Here is a 22,672-nt window from a genome sequence, read left to right as displayed (position 1 = left end):
ATAAATTATGAAAAAAATACTAAGTTTAGTCTTAATAAGTATCATTTCACTGTTTAACAGCATTAAAGCACAAAATCAACCTGTTCTTTCAAAAGGTTTCGCAGTAATGGCAAACGACGGAAAATTCCGTTCTTATGAGTTCAAACGTTATGCTGTAGGAGATCATGAAATAAAAATCGAAATTCTCTATGCAGGAATCTGTCATAGCGATGTTCATCATGTTCGTGGAGATTGGGGAAAGGAAGAATATCCGATGGTTCCCGGACATGAAATTGCCGGACGCGTTACGGAAGTAGGTAAAAATGTAACTCAGTTTAAAGTAGGCGATTTAGCCGGAGTAGGATGTCTGGTAAACTCCTGCGGACATTGTGAATTTTGTAAAGCAGGACTGGAACAATATTGCAAAGAAGCGGTATTAACGTATCATGATCACGACCAGTTCCATAACAATGAAACCACTCAGGGAGGATATTCCAATACTATTGTATTGACTGAAAATTTTGCTATAAAAATTCCGGACCATGCTGATTTAAAAAAAGTAGCTCCTTTGCTTTGTGCAGGAATTACTACTTATTCACCTATCCATTATGCAGGAGTAAAAAAAGGTGATAAAGTAGGTGTTTCAGGATTCGGGGGTCTGGGACATATGGCAGTTCAATATCTGGTAAAACTCGGAGCAGAAGTTACTGTATTTGATATCACTGAGAATAAAAGAGCGGATGCCAAAAGAATGGGCGCTGCAAAATATGTAAATGTCAATAATCCCGAGGATTTAAAAGGATTGGATAATTCTGTCAACTTTATCATCAGCACTATTCCTGCCAGCTATGATCCCAATATGTATTTAAAAATGCTGAAAATAGACGGCCAACTGGCTATTGTCGGGGTTCCTCCCTTTGACAAAATGCCGGTAATCCCTATTGATAAACTGATCTGGCAGGGGAATCGTAAAGTATTCGGATCTCAGATAGGAGGAATTAAAGAAACTCAGGAAATGCTGAACTATTCAGTAGCCAATAATATTTATCCTGAAGTGGAAATAATCCCTGCATCTGCACCTTCCATTGAAAGTGCGTATCAGAATGTACTGGATGGAAATGTGAAATTCCGATATGTAATTGATATGCAAACAATGAAATAACAAATTAAATCTGACATATGAAAGCAATGATATGTAATGGAGAAGGACAGATTCTTCAGGTAACCGAAATTCCGGTACCTTCCCCAAAAAAGGGAGAAGTTCTTATAAAACTTAAAGCAGCCGGTATTAATCACAGAGATTGGTTAATACAAAAAGGGCAGTACGTTAATTTAAAATATCCAATTGTATTAGGTTCAGACGGAGCCGGTATCATTGAAAAGCTGGGAGAGGAGGTAAGCCAATACATCCCCGGAGAAGAAGTAATTATTAATCCGGGACTGAATTGGGGAAACGACTCCAGGGCACCGGGAAAAGATTTTAAAATACTAGGTCTTCCGGATGATGGATGTTTTGCTGAATATGTAGTGGTTCCCTCTTCTGCAGTACATCCAAAACCTAAACATTTAACCTTTGAAGAGGCGGCTGCTCTTCCGCTAAGCGGATTAACGGGATACCGGGCATTGTTCACAAGAGGAAATATTACAGAGGGACAAAAGGTTCTCATTACAGGTATTGGGGGAGCAGTAGCACAATCTATGCTACAGTTTGCACTGGCTGTTGGTGCGGAAGTTTTTTTCACTTCAGGCTCTGATGAAAAAATTAAACGAGCGGTGGAACTAGGTGCCAAAGCAGGTGTCAATTATAAAAAAGAAGGCTGGGATGAAGAGCTATTGAAACTTTCAGGAGGATTTGACCTTATTATAGATTCTGCAGCCGGAGCCGGATTTTCAAAGCTTATTGACTTAGCTAATTCAGGCGGGAAAATAGTGACTTTCGGAGCTACTAACGGAACGATTCCTTCGCTTATGATTCAGCGTATTTATCTGAAACAAATTGACATTTCAGGCAGTATGATGGGCAGTTCAAAAGATTTCAGCGATATGTTAAATCTGGTTAATGACAAAAAAATTGTTCCCGTTATTGATGAAGTATTTCCACTGGAACAGGCGGAAAAAGCTGTCAGAAAAATGGATACAGCAGCTCAGTTTGGTAAGATGGTTTTAAAAATTTAAAACTATATGAACTCCTGAAAATTCCCTGGAATACTCCGATAAGTAAAATTGGTAGAAATTTCAGTAATAAATATAAGCTTTTATTGATCCAGTCTCAAGAAATTAGTAATACAAATTCAATGAAAATTACAATCCCTATTTCCGCTTTTATATATCTGATCTTCAGTTCGTTATTAGCATCGCAAATAAAAACAAAATCTTATACTATGACCACATTTTCAGATAAAGGAAATCCTGCCCCAAAAGAATATTTCACCGGAACAGTCTGGGTGCAGCCCAATATAGGTAAAGACGATGATTACAATACCATTATAGGAACCGTCTCTTTTGAACCTAAAGCAAGAACCAACTGGCACACCCATACTACAGGACAAATCTTATTTGTGATTGAAGGAATAGGCTATTACCAGGAAAAAGGAAAACCTATTCAGCTGATCCAGAAAGGAGATGTCATCAAGATTCCTAAAGATGTAGTACACTGGCACGGAGCTTCCCATAACAGTGCTATGAGACATATCGCTATCGTTCCCCAGCTGGATAAAGATGTGACGGAATGGCTTAAGCCTGTAAGCAATGAAGATTATGACAGCTTTAAAGCTCCTGTTTATAATGTGGAAAATAATATTTCACCCAATGCTATTATGAACCATGAAGCATTATGGCCTAATTATATTTCTAAAGCAAAAGAAACCGACCCGGATCTCATCGAAGTCTTTGATAATTTTGCTTTCGATGAAGTATTGGCTCATAATACAATGGATCCTAAAACCCGGGTAATGATGATCCTGGCTTCAACAATAGGAAGCCAGGCGCTTACAGAATATAAAATGTATGTAAATGCAGCCCTTAATATAGAAGTTTCTCCTATTCAAATCAAAGAAATACTCTACCAATCGGTACCTTATTTGGGTATTTCTAAAGTGATTGATTTTATCCATGTTACTAATGAAATTTTCACAGAACATCATATTCAGCTCCCTTTGGAGAGCCAGTCTGTAACCACCCCTAAAAGCCGTTCAGAAAAAGGGCTTGCACAACAGAAAGAAATTTTCGGGGACAGAATAGATGACATGTATAAAAATTCACCTAAGGATTTACTTCACTTACAACAATTCCTTTCAGCCAATTGTTTTGGAGACTATGTGACCAGAAACGGATTAGATGTAAAAACAAGAGAAATGGCTACTCTTTCCTTCCTTATCGCATTAGGGGGAACGGAAAGTCAGATCAAAGGTCATATTCAGGGAAATTCGAATGTAGGTAATGACAGGCAGACTTTAATTAATTTAATGACTCATTTATTACCCTATATAGGCTATCCCCGAACATTAAATGCCATTAACTGCCTAAATGAAATACTGCCTCCTTCAAAATAACAAATAATAATATAAAAAAATGAAAAACGTAATATTAAATAACGGTGTTGAAATGCCGGTTTTAGGATTAGGAGTTTATCAGGTTCCTGATTATAGAGAATGTAAAAAAACAGTACTTGATGCTCTTGAAGCAGGGTACAGATCTATTGACACAGCAGCTGTATATCAAAATGAAAAAGCAGTTGGTGATGCTATTAAAGAAAGCGGAATAGACCGTAAAGATTTATTTATCACTACCAAATTATGGATTTCAGATGCAGGATATGAAAAAGCTAAAAAAGCTTTCGATGAATCTTTACAGAAGCTTCAGCTGGATTACCTGGATCTGTATCTTATCCATCAGCCGGTGGGAGATGTACATGGTTCCTGGAGAGCAATGGAAGAGATTTACAAAGAAAATAAAACCAGAGCAATCGGAGTCAGCAATTTCTTTCCGGACAGGGTTATGGATTTAATGGTTAATCATTCCGTGGTTCCGGCTGTCAATCAAATAGAAACCCATCCTTTTTATCAACGCAGAGATGATCAGCAGTTTTTAGTGGAAAACGGAATTCAGATAGAATCCTGGGCTTCATTTGCTGAAGGCAGAAACGATTTATTCACTAATCCGCTGCTGTCAGGAATCGGAGAGAAATACGGTAAGTCTGTAGCTCAAGTTGTGCTTAGATGGCTGGTTCAGAGAGAGGTTGTAGTGATTCCTAAATCGGTAAGAAAAGAAAGATTAATTGAAAATATAGATGTTTTTAATTTTGAATTATCTGAAGAAGACATGAATTCCATCCAATCTTTAGATACCGAAAAAAGTCTTTTTTTTAGCCACAGAGATCCTGAGATGATTAAGTACCTGTCCGGTATCAATAAATAAAAGCGATCAATCTTTACTGGTAACACTCATTTAAAGCATGTCTTTTTTGAAAAGGACATGCTTTTATATTTACGTTAAATACACCCAATAAAGAATATATACTTTAAGTGAGCATAATACTGGCTTATTTTTTGAATATTTATCAATAAACTACTTTCTATGTTATTCATATTAATCTCAGCATTCAGCTGGAAAGAACTATTATTGGGAAATGAAGACTGGCCATTTCTTCTGGAAGTCATTCTCCGTACTCTTATTATGTTTTTTACGATCATTATAGGATTACGGATTCTGGGAAAACGTGGGGTAAAACAACTTTCAATATTTGAATTGGTTGTCATTATAGGATTAGGGTCTGCTGCCGGCGATCCCATGTTTTATAAAGAAGTAGGAGTAGTTTCCTCTATTATTGTATTTGTAATCATTATCATTTTATACAGTTCGGTTACTTTCCTGATCGGAAAATCAAAAAAAATCGAAAACTTGCTGGAAGGAAGACCTATCTGCCTCATCGAAAACGGAGAATTTGCTATCGATAACTTTAATAAAGAAAACCTGGGTTCCGATGAATTTTTCGCTGAATTAAGACTCAAAGGTGTATCACAGTTGGGACAGGTTGAAACAGCAATTGAAGAAAATTCAGGAGATATCAGTGTGTTTTTCTATGAAAAGGAACAAACTAAATACGGACTTCCAATTCTGCCTGATTCATTACAATATCCCTTAAAGATAATACAGGAAGAAGGATATTACTCCTGCAGCTTTTGTGGGCATACAGAAGAAAAAATAACGGGAAGTGCCGGACACTGTAAAAAATGTAATAAGGAAGAATGGATAAAAGCCAGCAATAAAAAAAGGATCACTTAAATTATTTACTATGAAACCAAAAGAAATTCCCGGAGTTCCGGAACAAAAAGAAGGAGGTTTTCATGATACCGAAAGTAAAAAATGTTTTGATACTCCGGAAATTACCTACGAGAAATTTAAACTTCTGAAGAAAAGACTCTTCTCCATCAATCAATGGAAAGAATATTCAGGTGAAGGTACTACTGATTTCCAGCTTTATGACCCATCAGGCCATCATGTGGACCGGATTCCTAAAACGGGAGATTTTGTAAGAATTGATATTCCGGGTCCTGGCAACGTAGAAACCAAAGGATATGACTGGGTTAAAATAATCAAAATCAGTAATAATGAATTGGGAAAAGATGATATTGAAAACTTCCTCATGATCTGCAATCCCTCACCGGAACCAGGAAACCATGAATCCGACCATATTGCCCATTTCTATTCTGCCGAAGCTACGTCCACTTTTATGATCTCAAGGAATAATACCTGTATTAAAGCCAGCGTTCATGGCAGAAATGAAAGTCCGAACTTCAAAACAGACCTCATTGATAAGGTAAGGAACCTTTTCACCGCAGCAGGGGGAATGGTAGGATTAGCAAAGATTCAGTGGAAACTTCTTTCGGATGGTTTATTGGATATAGATTAATCTTCAAAATATAATGAGTTTTATATGAATGAAAACCTATTAGGAATCATTGCAGGTGTTTTAACTTCCATCTCCATGATTCCGCAGCTGATTAAGGTAATTAAAGAAAAAAATGCAAAGGACCTTTCCTGGATCATGCTCTTAATTCTCATTGCCGGATTATCATTATGGGTATGGTATGGATTTGTTAAAGAAGAACTTCCCATTATTCTTTCCAATGCTTTTGCCGTACTGGTTAACATCAGTCTTCTCGTTTGTTATATTTTATATCATAAAAATGAAGAAGATCAGACCTTGTAAATTTCAGAATCCGTAAATACAAAATATTGAGCATCTTTAGGAATATTCCTAACATCCAATCCGGTAAATTCACTGAAAGCAGGGAGTAAAAGCTGTTGAGGAGTCACCACAAAGCAGGGAAGTTTAATCCTTTTTACTGAAGAACGGATAATAAATCCGGGGTGGATATGGCCTGTAATCTGAAACTTTGGACAAGTCTTCTGAAAGTCATGCAAAAAAATAAAATCATTAAGCTCCAGAACGTCTGCACTGAAATGAAAGTCTAGTTTTTCGGAAAGTTTTTTGGAAATCTTATCGTGATTTCCTTCAATAAGATAGAATTTTAACTCCGGATATTGATCTTTCCACTTACAAAATTCATCTACATCCGAATTATTTCCTGCATGAAGAAGGTCTCCAACTACAATAAATTTTTCAGGGTTAAAATATTCCACCAAAGCAGACAGTCTTTCCAGATCACTTTTAAAAATATGGTTGGCAACAGCAATTCCGTTCTTTCTGAAATGAGCTGTTTTTCCTATATGTAAATCAGATAATACCAAGGCTTTTTCTTTTTTCCAGAATAAGGCTCTCTGATTCGTTAATGTAAAAATTTCTTTTTGAACTGTTATATTTTTTACTGCTATATTCATATTCAATTAAACCTACTTATTAGATTGTTTTAAAAGACGTTGAATCCTCATATCTAAATTTTCACTTGAAAGTGTCTGACGCAAGCTGTCTATCTTGATAGGAAAACTTAATGGAGTAAAAGTATCCGAGAACTTAAGAACAATATCTGCTTTTTCAATCCTTTTGAATGCATCCGTTAAACGCTGTTCCTGAAGCTGTATATTAAAAACTTCCGTGTATGCCTGCCGCACGAGAAAATGTCCGGGCTCAAAATCTTCCAGCACATTAAATATAAGCCCCGATGAACTTTGTAATGATTTATTGGAACGCTGCTGGCCGGGAAAATTCTGAATTACCATTCCAGATATTACGGCAATATCACGGAACTTTCTCCGTGCCATTTCTGTAGCATTGATACTGGAAATTACATCACGCATCAAATGTTCACGGCTTAAGATATGAGCTAAATTATCTTCATTTACCGGAATTTCCTTATCACTGAACAACTCGAAGCCATAATCATTCATCGCCATAGAAAAGGAAATTTTGGAGATCCGGGAAATCCGGTACGCGATCAAAGCCGCCATCACTTCATGCACAAGCCTTCCTTCAAAAGGATACATAAATAAATGATATCCTTCCCTTGTTTTAATAAGCTCTGTTAAAAATTCATTTTCTTTAGGGATATGTGATTTTTTCTCCTGATTTACTAAAAGCGGATGAAGAAAACGTAATTCTTTTTCGGAGGAGGAAGGATTCAAAGCACGGGACAGCTTTTCTCTGAGGAAATGTCCCAGATTAGAGCTTAAGGGCAATCTTCCGCCTAAATAGCTCGGGGCAAAAGCTTTTCCTTTCGCAGCACGTACATACACCGTCATATCTTTTACCATTGCTACTTCCAAAACTCTTCCTGCTAAAATGAACTTCTCATTCTTTTTCAGCCTGGAAATAAAATATTCTTCAATCATTCCGATATAACCTCCGGAAAGGAACTTCACCCTCAGCATGGCATCACTTACAATCACTCCCATATTCATTCTGTGGAGCATGGCAATCCTCCGTGAATTTACTTTGTATAAACCTTCTTCCGTAATAACTACCTTATGAAATTCCTCATAGTTTTTCAAAGCACTTCCTCCAATGGTCAGAAAATCCAAAATAGATTTCCATTCTTCCTGAGTCATTTCCCGGAACGTATAAACTTTTTTAATACGCTCATACACCTCATCAGGATAAAAACCGTCTCCAACGGCCAATGTCATCAGAAACTGAACCAATACATCAAAACAAAGAAATAAAGGTTCACGGGGTTCAATCACCTTTTGTTTAACAGCTTCTTTTAAAGCAGCTACTTCAATAAGCTCCAGGGAATGGGTCGGAACGCAGTAAATGGTAGAAGTTTCAAAAGGGGAGTGCCCGCTTCGTCCCGCCCTTTGCAAAAACCGGGCTACACCCTTTGCCGATCCTATCTGAATTACGGTATCTACAGGCTTAAAATCAATACCCAAATCTAAAGATGATGTAGAAACTACCGCTTTCAATTTTCCTGAGCTTAAATTTTCTTCTATCCAGATTCTTAAATGAGCATCTATTGAACTGTGATGAATGGCGATCTGTCCTGCAAAATCAGGATAGGCATCCAGCAATAACTGATACCACATTTCACTTTGGCTCCGGGTATTGGTAAAAACAATTGTAGATTTGGAATTCAGGATAATCGGAACAACTTTATCTGCCAGCTTATTTCCCAAATGCCCGGCCCAGGGCAGTATCTCCACCTCGTCAGGAAAAACGGGAATAATTTTTATTTTTTTATTTTCTTTAGCAGTTATTTTCGTTTTCTTACTATCATAAGGAATCAGGACATCCATTGCTTCATCAAGATTTCCGATAGTCGCTGTAATTCCCCATATTTTAAGTTTTGGAACATATTGTCTGACCTGAGAGATCGCAAGTTCTGTCATCACACCTCTTTTGGAGCCTAAAAGTTCATGCCACTCATCTACTGCAATACAGTGCATATTCTTAAAGAAACGGATATGATTCTTCTGACCCAATAAAAGATGAAGGCTTTCGGGTGTTACTACAAGAATTTCCGGCATATTCTTTACCTGCTGCTGCCTTACCTTAAGATCCGTATCTCCGTTCCTTACGCCTATTGTCCAATCCAGTCCGATGTCATTTACCGCTTCCTGCATGGCTTTGGCTATATCTTTAGAAAGAGAACGCAGGGGAGTGACCCAGATCATTTTTAAACCTGGTTTATATTTTTCAGGCGTATTCATGAAATCAGCTACCAAAGCCAGAAATACAGAAAATGTTTTCCCAAATCCTGTAGGTGCCACAACCATTCCACTATATCCTGTACTGAATTTTTTCCATGTGTCAATTTGAAACTTAAATGGAGACATACCTTTATCAGCCATCCATTGCTGAATAACTTTGAATCCATTGGTATTTTCAAAAGCAGCCAAATTATTGAATCAGTTTTTTTATTTCGTCAAGTTCATCGATTTCATCTGCGGTTTTATCTTTTCTCCACCTTAAAATCCTTGGAAACCTTAAAGCAACACCGCTTTTATGCCGGCTGCTGAAACCTATTCCTTCAAATGCAATTTCAAAAACCAGTTCAGGTTTTACCGTACGAACCGGACCGAACTTTTCAATTGCATTTTTAGTTACAAAACGGCTGACTTCCACGATCTCTTTATCCGTAAGTCCGGAATAGGCTTTAGCAATGGTAACTAAGGCATCTCCATTTTTTACTGCAAATGTATAATCCGTGTAATAAGCACTCCGTCTTCCGCTTCCTTTCTGGGCATAGATCAAAACGGCATCAATAGTTAAAGGACTGATCTTCCACTTCCACCAGTCACCTTTTTTTCTTCCTGAATGATAGGGTGAATTTTTCTGCTTCAGCATTAAACCTTCACTGTTGATCTCTCTTGAACCTTCTCTTATTACATTCAATTCTTTCCATTCTTCAAAATCAATAGACCGGGAAAGAGAAATGTTGACGGGTTTCTGATCTAGAAGAAGTTCTTCCAGCATAGCCCTTCTTGCAGCAATAGGTTTTTCCCTAAGATCTTTTCCTTCCAGCTCGATAAGGTCATAAGTAAAAACTTCTATCGGAATGTCTGAAAGCATTTTTTTGGTGAGGTTTTTACGGTTTAAACGCTTCTGTAATTCATTAAAATTTAAAACTTTTCCGTCTTTTACTGCAAGTATTTCCCCGTCCAACACAAAATTTCCTTTCATCGTCTTAATAGTTTCAGCAATTTCAGGAAACTGTTCCGTAACCAATTCTTCTCCTCTGGACCAGATAAAAACCTCATCATTTCTACGGATGATCTGTCCCCGGATTCCATCCCACTTATATTCGATTAACCATTCTTCAGGATTTCCAAGTTCTTCAAGATCTTTTTCCAAAGGATAAGCCAGACAGAAAGGATAAGGTCTCGAATTATCCGCATTCACTTTTTCTGCAGAAATCAGTTCATTGAATGAAATTTCACCCGGCTGCCATTTTCCCATAGTGCTGTGCATAAGTGCACTCATTTCCTCTCCTGAATATTTAGCTAAGGCATTAATCAGAGTTTTATATGAAACTCCAACTCTAAAACTTCCTCCCAAAAGTTTATTGAATAATAATCTCTCTGTATAATTCAGTCCATCCCATGACTTCAGTACAAAATCTTTCTTTTCTTTTTCCGTTTTATTCTTTAATTCTACAATTTCTGACATCCATTCAGAAATACTTTTATCTATCTTTTGAGAAGGCGGCGGCAAAATCAGGGAAAGAGTTTCTCCAAGATCTCCTACAGAAGAATAACTTTCCTGGAAAAGCCAAAAGGGAATTCCGGTAATTTCCAGGGTCCATTCTTTCATCAGATTGGTTGAAACATTTCTTTTAGGTCTTTTTCCTGTAAATAGAGCGATAAGCCAGACTTTATCGTCTTCAGGAGCACGTTCCAGATAATCCACAATAGCATCTATTCTTGCATTGGTTTTATTGGTACTTTCCAGGGCGTTGATAAGATCCGCAAAATGTTTCATGATTCAGGATTTTCAATGATTTCTTTCTCAGCTTCTTCTTCATCCTCACCATACAATGTTTCTACCACATCAGCATGGAGTCCTATTTCATTCAGGTATTTTGAAAATACTTCGGTCTGGCCGTGAGTTACATGTACAATCTCAGCTTCTGTAGCCTTAACCGTTTTGAGCAATCCGCCCCAATCTGCATGATCACTTACGGCAAATCCTGCATCAGCACTTCTCCATCTTCTTGATCCCCGCACCTGCATCCATCCGGAACAGATTGCGGTAGCCGCATTGGGTATTTTACGGAGCATATTACTGTCGAACAATGCAGGGGGAACAATAACGATCTCATTCTGCAAATGTTTTACACTTTCTTTAAAATTGATAATCTCATAATCCGGTAAAAGAATCCCTATTTCTTCAAAAGCCTCATTGAGCTTTCCGATAGAATAGTGCACATGGGCTTTCCCCAATCCTTCAACAGCTTTCATAATACGCTGGGCCTTCCCTAAGGAATATCCTATGAACACCGAAGTTTTTCCATTTTCCCGGTTCCTGAGCACCCAGTTCTGAAGCTGATGATTAATAGACGGAATATCCATCCAGTTGTAAATAGGAAGTCCGAAAGTACTTTCCGTCACAAATTCATTACATTTTACCAGCTCAAAAGGAGTACTCAATCCGTCATCCTGTACTTTATAATCTCCGGAGATGACACTTACAAATCCCTGATATTCGAGTCTTATCTGTGCTGAACCGATAATATGTCCGGCAGGATGTAAGGAAACTTTCACTCCATTAATGATAACAGTCTCCCCGTATTCCACACTCTGACATTCTATATCTTTACTGATACGCTGATATAAAATAGGCTTGGTGAAATGATGGCATAAGTATTTTTTCATTCCCCAACGGGCATGATCTGCATGTCCGTGTGTAATGACTGCCATATCTACAGGCTTCCACGGATCAATATAAAATTTTCCTTTCGGACAATAAATTCCTTTTTTGGTAAATGTGATGAGCTTCAATGTTAATAGTATGATTGGTTAAATTTTATCCTTCAAAAACCTAACCAATCATTATCAATATGTCAAAAACCTATATAAACCAAGTATTATTTATTTAGATATATACTTTTAAGTTTTCTCGTATCTACCTGGAGAATATCTCCATTTTTAACTTTATACTTTTTGATCGATTTATTTGGTGGAATAGAGAAAACCTCAGCTTCCGTCAATTGATTCAATTGACTTATTGATAATCCTAAGCATTGCCGTATAACGGATGATAATTTAAGACCGAACTCAAAAGGGCATTTAATCTTAATCATTATTACTTCTCTCTCCATATTTAACAGTCCGTCTATTGTTATATTTTCATTTTCTATACAATATTCTACACTGTTAAAGTCCGGTTCCATATTGTTTTTTATCCTGATCTCGGGAGAAAAAGCATATTCCCAGGCTATCTCTGGATTGTTTTCTGAAAATTGGCTGAACTGCCCTTTGTTTATCAGCTCTGGTCTGGTCCGGGACAATATAGTAATATTATATGTACTGTCACATTGAATACATCTGTAGATTAACCATACATCTATATTTCTTTTCTGAGAATTCATTCTGAATTTCTCGCTGCAATAAAATCTGTCACTCTTACAATGGTTACATTTTCTTTTTAACAGGGGAGTATTTTTAACTTTTATCTCCCATATATATTCTTTTGGCATTTAGATCGTGCTTATTATTCTTTTTTGTAATTTTTAGATATTATGGACGACCTTATCATTCCTTGACTTTTAGTCAAAAGATTTTCATAAACAGCAATAACAGGAGCTATTTACCCTTACAATAATGATCGTAAATAATAGGATTGAATGAAAAACCTGTTTGAGTGGAATTACTCAAACGAAAGAAGTATTAGCCTGTGGTTGCTGAGGCTAATAGTAAGACAGAATAAATTTAAGAATCGATCTCAAAATGCAAACATTTTATGTTTATAAGGCAAAGATAATCATTCTTTAAATAAAGATAAATTCAAGAATACTCTGTCATTTGAGCTAAGATCTTTACACATTTTTCCATTTCAGTAAAATCCAGATTTCCAAATCCTAATCTCATGGCCGTAAGATCTTTGTTTTGATAAAGTAAAGTCCTCGGAATAAAAAGGTTATTCTGTGCACAACTTTTAGTAAGCAGCATCAGGTTAACAGGAATCTGCCATTCCAGCCAGACGGCCAGTCCTCCTGATGGTTTCCTGAAATGAATGGAATCTCCGAGATATTGCTCCAGCAGTGAAACAAAATGATCACGTCTTTCCTGATAGATCTTTAAAGATTTCTTAAGATAGCGGTTGATTTCCCCTTCCGCAATCATTTCACCTAATACATGCTCCATTACAATATCTCCCTGTCTGTCTATAATCCCTAAATATTTACGCATCTCTGCCATTACGTTTTCAGGAGCTACTATAAAACCTGTACGAAAACCCGGTGCAAGAGACTTTCCAAATGATCCGATATAAATAACCATCCCATGATGATCTGCACTGGCTAATGGAAGAATGGGACTTTTGTCATAGTGAAAATCATAATCATAGTCATCTTCAAGGATAATAAAACCAAATTCATACGCAAGATTCAATAATTCAAGCCTTCTCTGTGCACTTAACGTAACGGTGGTAGGATAGTGGTGGTGAGGAGTGAGATAAAGCATCCGTACTTTTTGTTTCCTGCATATTTCCCTTACACCATCTACAGAGATTCCATCGTAATCCACGGGAATGGAGACAATCCTTGCTCCTGACTGCTGAAAAATCATATTGACTGAAAAATAACTAAGATCTCCAACTAACACTACGTCATCTTTAGAAAGTAATATTTCAGAAACGATATAAATACTCATTTCCGTACTTCTCGTAATTAAAAGATTATTTCTGGAAATAGGCAACCCTCTGGACAGATTCAGATACTGGGAAAGATGCTTTTTAAAAAATTCACTCCCGTCATGATTATATCCGAGCATTTTATGATTTCCTTTCCTCTTGAGAATGGAAGTATAGATGTGTGAATATTGATCTATCTGTGTAAGCCTGATATCAGGAATTCCATCATTAAAATGATATTCACAATCGGAATGTTCAAACGGGTTATCAAGGATATTGGAGATTTTAAATGAAAACTCTGTTGTCTTGGGATAATGCTCCAGTTGATTTTTTTCTAAATCCCCAACTTTAAAGGGCTTCTCTATATTCTCTCCGATAATAAAAGTTCCTTTATTCGGTTTGCTTTCTACCCAGCCCTGGGCAAAAAGTTCATCATAAACAGCCACTACGGTATTTCTGTGAACTTCCAGAAGCTGGCTTAAAGTTCTGCTTCCCGGAAGTTTTGTTCCTGATGGTAAATATCCTCTCTGAATGGCATTGATCAGCTGATTGGCAATCTGTATATAAATAGAAATCTCTGATTTTCTATCAATTTTTATAAAACTTTTATAAGGAACTTCAACCGGACTATTCATAATATTAAAACTGGCACCATTTAACCATCCGGCAATATAATACATTTGCTTCAAAATAAAAATATGGAATTTTATAAGCTTTTAAATTATATAGTACAGAATGATATCCAGCATGCTAAATGGCTCAATACCCTTTCCTTTATGGAAAATGCAGGGGCAAGAAAAATATCTGCCTGTGAACATCCTGTTCTTGTAAACCAGATTCAGTTAAAACATGCAGCAGAAGAACACCGTCATGCCTATTACCTGAAAAAACAGATCAGTAAGCTTGATCCCAGTCTTTGTCAAACTTATCAGAGTAAAGAACTCCTTGCTCCAAGGGCTACACGACAGTATCTTCACAGGCTGGATATCGAAACATGCCGGTATCTTCGGAATCACCTTAATCTTACCAAAGAGGAACTTAAATATGCCGCTTATCTCTTTGTAACCTATGCCATCGAAGTCCGGGCTGATGATCTTTATCCTGTTTATCAGCATATCCTTACGAAGAATAACCATAAAGTAATGGTAAAATCAATTATACTGGAGGAAGAAGGACATCTGGAAGAAATGACAGCTCAGCTGAATGAGTTTTCAGACCACTGGAAATCGCATGCTGAGCAGGTACAGAAAATAGAAGAAAAGTTACACCAGGAATGGATCAGTTCTATTACACAGGAAATACAGGCTTATAACTGACCTGATGGATCATTTACACAAAGCTTTAAATACAAGAAAAGAAGGAGGAATCCTTAGAAGCTTACCCGTTGATTCTGAAGGAGTGGATTTTTATTCTAATGATTATTTAGGATTGGCAAGAAATAAGGAACTGCAAAAAATTCTTTTGCAGCAGGTTGTGGAAAACCCGGCTTTATTATCCGGAAGCACAGGATCCAGGCTTATAAGCGGTAACAGTTCAGAAGCTGTTGAAACGGAAAGATATATTGCTACACAGCATAAATATCCATCTGCCTTGCTTTTTCCTTCCGGTTATAATGCCAATCTGGCCTTATTTTCAACAATCACCGGAAGACACGACATTATTATTGTCGATGAACTGGTTCACCGTTCTGTCCATGATGCCTGCAGAATGTCCAATGCCAGAAAACTGAAATTCAGGCATAATGATCTTAATGATTTAGAACAAAAACTTAAAAAACAAAAAGAGGGTTGTTATATCTCCATAGAAAGCCTGTATTCAATGGAGGGAGATTTCGCTCCGATTCAGGAGATAGCAGAACTGGCCCGGCAGTATAATGCCCACCTCATCGTAGATGAAGCTCACGCCTTCGGAGTATTCGGATATGGTTTGGTTTCAGAATATCAGCTACAGGAGAAAGTATTGGCAACAGTAGTTACCTATGGAAAAGCTTTAGGTGCTCATGGTGCTACTATATTAAGCAATGAATCTGTTATTTCTTATCTCATCAATTTTGCCTCACCTTTTATATACACAACATCAGCACAGGATATACAATGGAAAGCCATACGGTCAGGCTATCATTTCTTAGATTCCCATCCCGAATTAAGCCAGCAATTACAGAAAAATATTGATGTATTCAGGAAATATTATTCGCAAAACTTCTCATCCGAAAAGAGCCCCGTTCAGACTATCCTTATTCCCGATCATTCAAAGTTAAGAACCCTACAGAAAGTATTATGTGAAAATGGATTTCTGACCTACGCCGTTTACAGCCCTACCGTAAAATCCGGAACAGAACGGCTCAGAATCTGTTTACATGCTTTCAACACGGAAGAAGAAATTAAAAAACTCACCCGAATTATCAATCAATTTACTTCATTATAAATGCAACAGAACTTATTTATAACAGGTATCGGAACAGGTATTGGCAAAACAGTATGCTCTGCTATACTTACCCAATACTTCAATGCGGATTACTGGAAGCCTATACAGTCCGGAGATCTTCATTCTACCGATACCATGACTATCCAGGATTTATCGGATCATCAGGTAACCTGCTATCCGGAAACGTACCGTTTAAAACAGGCAGCTTCTCCTCATCAATCGGCTTCAGAAGAAGGAGTTTCGATAAGTCTCAATAATTTCAAAATTCCTGAAACATCTCATCCTCTCATCATAGAAGGAGCGGGTGGATTAATGGTTCCTTTATCCGATGAAAAACTGATCATTGATCTTATTGCTCATCTTACCATTCCCACAGCTCTTGTAGTTAAAGACTATCTCGGCTGTATTAATCATACTTTACTTTCCGTTTCCGCTTTACGGCAAAGGAATATACCTCTCGATTATCTGGTTCTTAACGGAGACTTTAATCCGGATACGGAAAGAGTGATCTGCAAGCATCTGCCGTGGGAAACTAAAATAATAAGAGTCCCGGAAATTAAAACAATGACAGCTAAACAATTTAAAACCATAGTAAACAATTTAAAAATCAATGAAAATGAATATATCTACTGAAATCAGAAATACATGGACCAAAGAAGAAATAGAAAAAATTTACCATCTTCCACTTTTGGATCTGATCTATAAAGCTGCAACGGTACACCGGGAATATCATAATCCTTCTGAAGTGCAGATCTCAACATTATTATCCATAAAAACAGGCGGCTGCCCTGAAGACTGCTCCTACTGCGGACAGGCAGCCCGTTATCACACCAATATTAAAGTACAGGCCCTTTTACCTGTTGAAACCGTTATTTCCCATGCTAAAAAAGCAAAAGAAAATGGATCTTCTCGATTCTGTATGGCAGCCGCATGGAGAGAAGTGAGAGATAACAGAGATTTTGACCGTGTGATAGATATGGTAAAAGGAGTTAATGAATTAGGACTTGAAGTATGCTGTACACTTGGTATGTTAACTGAAGAACAGGCTGTAAAGCTTCAGGAAGCGGGATTATATGCCTATAATCACAATCTTGATACTTCGGAGCAGTATTATGAAGAAATCATTTCTACAAGGAAATTTGATAACAGGATCAATACCATCAATAATGTAAGAAAAGCAGGAATTACCGTATGTTCGGGAGGAATTATCGGCTTGGGGGAAACCCATAAAGACAGAATATCCATGCTGTTAACACTGGCTACAATGCCAAAACACCCGGAATCCGTTCCTATCAATGCATTGGCAAGAGTGAAAGGTACTCCTCTTGAAAATAATCCTAAAGTGGATACCTGGGAAATGGTAAGAATGATCGCCACCGCAAGGATTATCATGCCTGCTTCTATAGTACGTCTCAGTGCTGGACGTATTGAAATGGATGAAACAGAACAGGCCTGGTGCTTTATGGCTGGAGCGAATTCCATTTTCGCAGGTGAAAGGGAAACATTACTGGTAACTCCTAATCCCGGAATTTCTGAAGATATGCAGATGTTGAATACATTAGGTCTTAAACCTATGATAAAAGAAACAGAGACAACATGTGTAACGGATTAAGAGCAAGAAATAAAGCAGTTAACTGGCACCCTTATACCCAAATGAAAACTGCCGATCATATTATTCCTATTATAAGAGGAGAGGGAGTCTATTTATTTGATAATGAAGGAAATCGTTATATCGACGCTGTCTCTTCTTGGTGGGTTACTTTACATGGACATGCTCATCCTTATATTGCCCAACGTATTTTTGAACAGCTGAATACTCTGGAACAGGTAATTTTTGCCGGATTTACCCATGAACCTGCTATTCAGCTTTCTGAAAATCTTCTCAGCCTTCTTCCTGATAAGCAGGAAAAAGTTTTTTATTCTGATAATGGTTCCACCGCTGTAGAGGTAGCCTTAAAGATGTGTATACAATATCATCACAATCAGGGAAAATCCAGAAACAAAATACTTGCCTTCAGAAATGCTTATCACGGAGATACTTTCGGAGCAATGTCAGTAAGTGGCAGAAGTGCTTGGACCCAGCCTTTTGGAGAAATGCTTTTTGAAGTAATATTTATTGACCTTCCCCACAAGGATAATCTTGAAGAACTGAAATTGGAAATCAGTGCTATCTCCGATGAGTTGGCTTGTTTTATATATGAACCTTTAATACAAGGGGCTGCGGGAATGCTGATGTATAAAGCAGAGGATTTGAATGAATTAATGACATTCTGCAAAGAGGAAAAGATTCTTATGATTCAGGATGAAGTTTTTACAGGATTTGGAAGAACCGGAAAATTATTTGCAGCCGATTATCTTTCAGAACAGCCTGATATGATGTGTTTTTCAAAAGGGTTAACCGGAGGAACTCTCCCTATGGGAATTACCACCTGTACTTCGGAAATCTATAATGCTTTTTTATCGGATGATCCTTATAAAACATTATTCCATGGGCATTCATTTACCGCTAATCCACTATCATGTACCGCTGCACTCGCGAGCATGGAACTATTATTACAGGAAAAAACTCAGTCCAGTATATCCAGGATCTGCCGGCAGCATTCTCGATTTGCCATCATTTTACAGGAACATGAGTATATCGAACATGTACGCCTAACGGGAACTATTTTAGCCTGGGAATATAAGAATGAACAGCACACTTCCTATTTTAATGATATAGGCAAAGTATTATATGAAGAATTTCTCTCCAGGGGAATCCTGATGAGGCCTTTAGGAAACATATTATATCTGGTTCCTCCTTATTGTATCACTTATGAGGATCTGGAATATATATATGATCAGATTATACTGGTTTTAAATAAAATTAAAGAAGAGGTATAGTATCATTTATGTAAATTTGTATAAAAATGGTTCAATGACGCAGATTACTTTAATACAAGCCACATTACAGGATATTATCACTCTACAGATTATCGGAAAAGAAACCTTTTATGAAACTTTCGCTCCTCACAATACGGAAGAAAGTATGAATGAATATCTGGAAAAAAACTTCACGGAAGAAAAGCTGGGAAAAGAGCTGACCCATCCTGACTCTCAATTTTTTATAGCATGGGAAAATGATCAGGCCATAGGATATCTGAAGGTTAATTCCGGAAATGCCCAAACCGAATTACAGGATGATCAGGCACTGGAAATTGAGCGTATCTATGTGAAAGCTGCATACCATGGTAAAAAAGTAGGACAGATCTTATATGAAAAAGCCCTTGATATTGCAAAAGAACAACATAAATCATGGCTCTGGCTTGGAGTCTGGGAAGAAAATAAAAAAGCCATACGGTTCTATGAAAAAAATGGATTTACTGCCTTTGACAAACATATTTTCAGAATGGGAGAGGAAGAACAGACTGATATTATGATGAGAAAAACTTTGGAATAAGAAAGAAAAATACATTTTTTCCATTGATAAAAACTTTTATCCTTTAAAGAAAAAACATTTGATCAGGCTTTATCATTTAACTTATAAACTCTAAATTACATCTCATAAAATTTCAAGTAAATTACTATGGAAAAAAGAAATATTAAACATACGGACTTATCGATAGCTCCTATTAATTTCGGAGGAAATGTCTTTGGATGGACATTAAATGAAAAACAATCTTTTGATATTCTGGATCAGTTTGTGGAAGCTGGTTTTAACTTTATTGACACCGCAGACACTTACTCCTGGTGGGTAAACGGAAAAGGCGGGCAATCGGAAGAAATTATAGGAAAATGGATGAAAAGCAGAGGCAACAGGAATGATATGGTTATTGCTACTAAAGTAGGTTCCGAAACTAAAGAACATGGTTATGATATCAGTAAAAAACATATTCTGAAATCTGTAGACGAATCACTAAGCAGACTTCAGACCGATCATATAGATCTTTATTATACCCATTTTGATGACAATATAACCCCGGTAGAAGAAACTTTACAGGCCTATGATGAGGTTATTAAAGCCGGAAAAGTACGCTATATTGCAGCCTCAAATTTATCTCCCGAAAGACTGATCGAATCTTTTGAAGCAGCAGAGAAAAATAGTCTTCCTAAATATGTAGCGCTACAGCCTCATTATAATTTACTGGAAAGAGAAAATTTTGAAAAAAACTATGCTCCGCTTGTGGAAAAGTTTGATCTGAGTGTATTTACTTACTGGTCATTGGCAGCAGGATTCCTTACCGGGAAATACCGTACGGAAGAAGACCTTGCTAAAAGTGCAAGAGGTGAGGGTGTACGTAAGTATCTCAATGAAAAAGGAACGGGGGTTCTTCATGCTTTGGATATAATCAGTGAAAAATACCAGACTACTCAAGCCTCCGTGGCTTTAGCCTGGTTATTGGCCAATCCTTTGGTAACTGCACCTATTGTAAGTGCGACAAGCCAGTCCCAGCTGAAAACATTAATTGATGCTCCTCAATTAAAATTGAATGAGGATGATATTAAAATCTTAAATGAAGCCAGTCAGTAACTGAATATAAAAAAGGCCTCTTAATAGAGGTCTTTTATTTTTTATATTTATTCAGAATATCCTTTTAAAAGCTGCCGGTAACTCAACAAGATAGTGGACTTGGAAATAAACCCGATAAAGTAATTCTGTTCATTAACAACCGGTAAATTCCATACTCCCGTATCATCAAACACCTGAAGAATTCCTAAAGGCTTATCATGAGGATGAATAACCGCCGGCGGCACTTTCATCAGCTGAGTAATATGCAGTGCAGCTTCAGTATCTTTATTGAACAAATAAGGACGGATATCATCCAAACTAAGAATTCCTCTCAGCTGTCTGCTATCATCCACAACTGCAAAAATATTTTTATCGCTATTCTTCACCAGTTCAAAAAGTTCTTCTATAGGAGCATTCTCATTGATTATTAAAGAATCCGTATCGATAAAATCCTTAGTATGTAGGGAAAACAAAAGATTTTTATCATATTCATTAGTAAATATTTTTCCTTCATCTGCCAGTGATTTCAATTCAGGAGATATAGGTGAAAACCATTTTGCAATCAGGTAAGAAATGACAGAAACAATCATTAATGGTATAAAAAGATCATATCCCGAGCTCGACTCTGCAATCAGAAATATAGCTGTAAGCGGTGCATACAGAACTCCACTCATAGCACCAGCCATTCCTACCAGCACAAGATTAGTTACCGGTACATTTGTAAAGCCTATCTCTGTACAGATCACTGCAAACAAAAACCCTACAGAACCTCCTGCAAAAAGGGAAGGAGCAAAATTCCCTCCATTACCTCCACTAAAAATAGTAAAGGAAGTAGCAAAAGCCTTTAAAAGACACACCAAAATTAAAAAGGCAATAATCGTCCAGTCTCCGATATCAAAGTACCTGAAAAGACTGTTATCCATAATGGAAAGTATATTTCCATTGGTAAAAGCTTTTATGGTTTCATATCCTTCTCCAAATAAAGGTGGAAAAAGAACACATAATAACGATAATGCCGCTCCTCCCAGCATTGCTTTACGAAGACGGGATATTTTAAGTGATTTAATATAATGTTCGACCTTTTGAGAAATTACCACGAAATAACGCGCATATAATCCTGTAATCAACCCTAAAATCAGATAGTAAGGAACATTCTTATAATTAAAAGACTCTCTGGCATAAAACCTGAAAAGCACATCTTCCTGAAGTAATATTCTTGATAAAAGACTACCACACACAGCAGCAACAACCAAAGGAATAAAATCGGAGAAGACAACCCCTGTTAACAGTATTTCAAAGGCAAACATAATCCCTGCAATAGGAGCATTAAAGGCTGAGGCAATACCAGCTGTAGCGCCGGCTGCCAATAGCAGGGTTCTCTCTTTGTATCCCAGGCGATAAGTCTGGGCATAATTGGAGCCTATCGCTGCACCAGTCACTGCAATCGGGCTCTCAAGACCGGCAGAACCTCCTAATCCTACGGTAACAGCACTTTGAATAATCTGAGAGTACATTTTAACAGAAGATACAATACTCGAATTCTGGGCAATCTCATATAAAATAGCACCTATTCCTTTTCTGTCCTGGCCTTTAAATAACGTAAGTACAATACTTGTGGTAAGCACTATTCCTAAAAAGGGAAATACGATATAAAAGAGGATCTGATATTCAAAATGAACTTTGTTAGTGATTAAATAATGAATTTCATGAACGAGACTTTTCAGTAAAACCCCTGCCAATCCGGCTGTACATCCCACCAGGATACCGGAAAGAATCAGAAACTGACTACGGCTCAACCTGTTATTAAGCCAATGAAGAATAAGTTCATAACTTCTGACTTTTTCAAGTCCGTAATGTTGAAAGTCTCTTTTAAACTTCAGAAAGCTCAGATACTTTCTTTTGTTATGAATATTCACAGTAAAATTCTTTAGAATGTTTTTTTGAAGACTACAAAGTTAGGAATTTAGCTCATTTAGCAGTACGTTTTTTATACAAAAAATAAAAGGTCTCCGAAGAGGAGACCAAAAAAAACA

At 37.2% G+C, this 22,672-nt stretch carries 21 protein-coding genes; 14 read left to right on the top strand and 7 right to left on the bottom strand.

What is annotated here, in order from left to right; genetic code table 11:
* Positions 1-7 precede the first annotated feature (7 nt).
* From Q0A18_RS15230 to Q0A18_RS15200, 7 genes are all read left to right on the top strand, one after another.
* Positions 8-1,141, top strand: coding sequence for an NAD(P)-dependent alcohol dehydrogenase (locus Q0A18_RS15230; protein WP_292011014.1), 1,134 nt, complete (start codon positions 8-10; stop codon positions 1,139-1,141).
* 17 nt (positions 1,142-1,158) lie between these two features.
* The gene (locus tag Q0A18_RS15225) at positions 1,159-2,154 is read left to right on the top strand and encodes a zinc-binding dehydrogenase (protein WP_292011013.1); all 996 of its coding nucleotides are present in this window, start codon (positions 1,159-1,161) and stop codon (positions 2,152-2,154) included.
* 119 nt (positions 2,155-2,273) lie between these two features.
* Entirely contained in the window at positions 2,274-3,530 is a 1,257-nt protein-coding gene (locus Q0A18_RS15220; RefSeq protein WP_292011012.1) for a carboxymuconolactone decarboxylase family protein, read from the top strand.
* A gap of 19 nt (positions 3,531-3,549) precedes the next feature.
* Positions 3,550-4,395 (top strand): aldo/keto reductase, encoded by an 846-nt coding sequence (locus Q0A18_RS15215; protein WP_292011011.1) that lies wholly within the window; start codon positions 3,550-3,552, stop codon positions 4,393-4,395.
* A 159-nt stretch (positions 4,396-4,554) separates the two neighbouring features.
* A complete protein-coding gene (locus tag Q0A18_RS15210; RefSeq protein ID WP_292011010.1) occupies positions 4,555-5,262 on the top strand; it encodes a YetF domain-containing protein in 708 nt (235 codons plus the stop codon).
* A gap of 10 nt (positions 5,263-5,272) precedes the next feature.
* Complete coding sequence (locus Q0A18_RS15205; RefSeq protein ID WP_292011009.1) at positions 5,273-5,890, top strand: hypothetical protein; 618 nt, start codon at positions 5,273-5,275, stop codon at positions 5,888-5,890.
* Positions 5,891-5,914: 24 nt separating this feature from the next.
* Entirely contained in the window at positions 5,915-6,190 is a 276-nt protein-coding gene (locus tag Q0A18_RS15200; protein ID WP_292011008.1) for a SemiSWEET transporter, read from the top strand.
* Here Q0A18_RS15200 and pdeM read toward each other — a convergent pair.
* From pdeM to Q0A18_RS15170, 6 genes are all read right to left on the bottom strand, one after another.
* Positions 6,178-6,822 carry a ligase-associated DNA damage response endonuclease PdeM gene (gene pdeM, locus Q0A18_RS15195; RefSeq protein WP_292011007.1) on the bottom strand — a complete coding sequence of 215 codons (645 nt, stop codon included), beginning with the start codon at positions 6,820-6,822 and terminating at the stop codon, positions 6,178-6,180. The genes Q0A18_RS15200 and pdeM overlap by 13 nt on opposite strands.
* 12 nt (positions 6,823-6,834) lie before the next feature.
* Positions 6,835-9,276, bottom strand: a complete 2,442-nt coding sequence (locus Q0A18_RS15190) for a ligase-associated DNA damage response DEXH box helicase (RefSeq protein ID WP_292011006.1) — start codon at positions 9,274-9,276, stop codon at positions 6,835-6,837.
* 1 nt (position 9,277) lies between these two features.
* Positions 9,278-10,858 carry an ATP-dependent DNA ligase gene (locus Q0A18_RS15185; RefSeq protein ID WP_292011005.1) on the bottom strand — a complete coding sequence of 527 codons (1,581 nt, stop codon included), beginning with the start codon at positions 10,856-10,858 and terminating at the stop codon, positions 9,278-9,280.
* The gene (locus Q0A18_RS15180; protein WP_292011004.1) at positions 10,855-11,877 is read right to left on the bottom strand and encodes a ligase-associated DNA damage response exonuclease; all 1,023 of its coding nucleotides are present in this window, start codon (positions 11,875-11,877) and stop codon (positions 10,855-10,857) included. Before Q0A18_RS15180 ends, Q0A18_RS15185 begins: the two co-directional genes overlap by 4 nt.
* Before the next feature lie 86 nt (positions 11,878-11,963).
* The gene (locus tag Q0A18_RS15175) at positions 11,964-12,467 is read right to left on the bottom strand and encodes a DUF1062 domain-containing protein (RefSeq protein ID WP_292011003.1); all 504 of its coding nucleotides are present in this window, start codon (positions 12,465-12,467) and stop codon (positions 11,964-11,966) included.
* A gap of 415 nt (positions 12,468-12,882) precedes the next feature.
* Complete coding sequence (locus tag Q0A18_RS15170; RefSeq protein ID WP_292011022.1) at positions 12,883-14,364, bottom strand: PLP-dependent aminotransferase family protein; 1,482 nt, start codon at positions 14,362-14,364, stop codon at positions 12,883-12,885.
* A gap of 63 nt (positions 14,365-14,427) precedes the next feature.
* Between Q0A18_RS15170 and Q0A18_RS15165 the strand changes: the two genes are divergently transcribed.
* The 7 genes from Q0A18_RS15165 (at position 14,428) to Q0A18_RS15135 (ending at position 20,660) form a co-directional block, all read left to right on the top strand.
* Positions 14,428-15,045, top strand: coding sequence for a hypothetical protein (locus Q0A18_RS15165; RefSeq protein ID WP_292011002.1), 618 nt, complete (start codon positions 14,428-14,430; stop codon positions 15,043-15,045).
* A gap of 4 nt (positions 15,046-15,049) precedes the next feature.
* Positions 15,050-16,153 carry a pyridoxal phosphate-dependent aminotransferase family protein gene (locus tag Q0A18_RS15160; RefSeq protein WP_292011001.1) on the top strand — a complete coding sequence of 368 codons (1,104 nt, stop codon included), beginning with the start codon at positions 15,050-15,052 and terminating at the stop codon, positions 16,151-16,153.
* The gene (bioD, locus tag Q0A18_RS15155; protein WP_292011000.1) at positions 16,154-16,786 is read left to right on the top strand and encodes a dethiobiotin synthase; all 633 of its coding nucleotides are present in this window, start codon (positions 16,154-16,156) and stop codon (positions 16,784-16,786) included.
* Positions 16,770-17,765, top strand: a complete 996-nt coding sequence (bioB, locus tag Q0A18_RS15150; protein WP_292010999.1) for a biotin synthase BioB — start codon at positions 16,770-16,772, stop codon at positions 17,763-17,765. Before bioD ends, bioB begins: the two co-directional genes overlap by 17 nt.
* Entirely contained in the window at positions 17,750-19,033 is a 1,284-nt protein-coding gene (bioA, locus tag Q0A18_RS15145; RefSeq protein WP_292010998.1) for an adenosylmethionine--8-amino-7-oxononanoate transaminase, read from the top strand. Before bioB ends, bioA begins: the two co-directional genes overlap by 16 nt.
* A 34-nt stretch (positions 19,034-19,067) precedes the next feature.
* A complete protein-coding gene (locus Q0A18_RS15140; RefSeq protein ID WP_292010997.1) occupies positions 19,068-19,589 on the top strand; it encodes a GNAT family N-acetyltransferase in 522 nt (173 codons plus the stop codon).
* Between the two features lie 126 nt (positions 19,590-19,715).
* Positions 19,716-20,660 carry an aldo/keto reductase gene (locus tag Q0A18_RS15135; protein WP_292010996.1) on the top strand — a complete coding sequence of 315 codons (945 nt, stop codon included), beginning with the start codon at positions 19,716-19,718 and terminating at the stop codon, positions 20,658-20,660.
* Between the two features lie 47 nt (positions 20,661-20,707).
* Here the strand turns inward: Q0A18_RS15135 and Q0A18_RS15130 are convergent, their stop codons facing one another.
* Positions 20,708-22,555 carry a chloride channel protein gene (locus Q0A18_RS15130; protein WP_292010995.1) on the bottom strand — a complete coding sequence of 616 codons (1,848 nt, stop codon included), beginning with the start codon at positions 22,553-22,555 and terminating at the stop codon, positions 20,708-20,710.
* Positions 22,556-22,672: the final 117 nt, after the last annotated feature.

This window comes from Chryseobacterium sp. (assembly GCF_022712095.1).
GTDB lineage: Bacteria > Bacteroidota > Bacteroidia > Flavobacteriales > Weeksellaceae > Chryseobacterium.
Note: the sequence above shows the minus strand (reverse complement) of the source record. Positions and strands in the feature narration are given on the sequence as shown.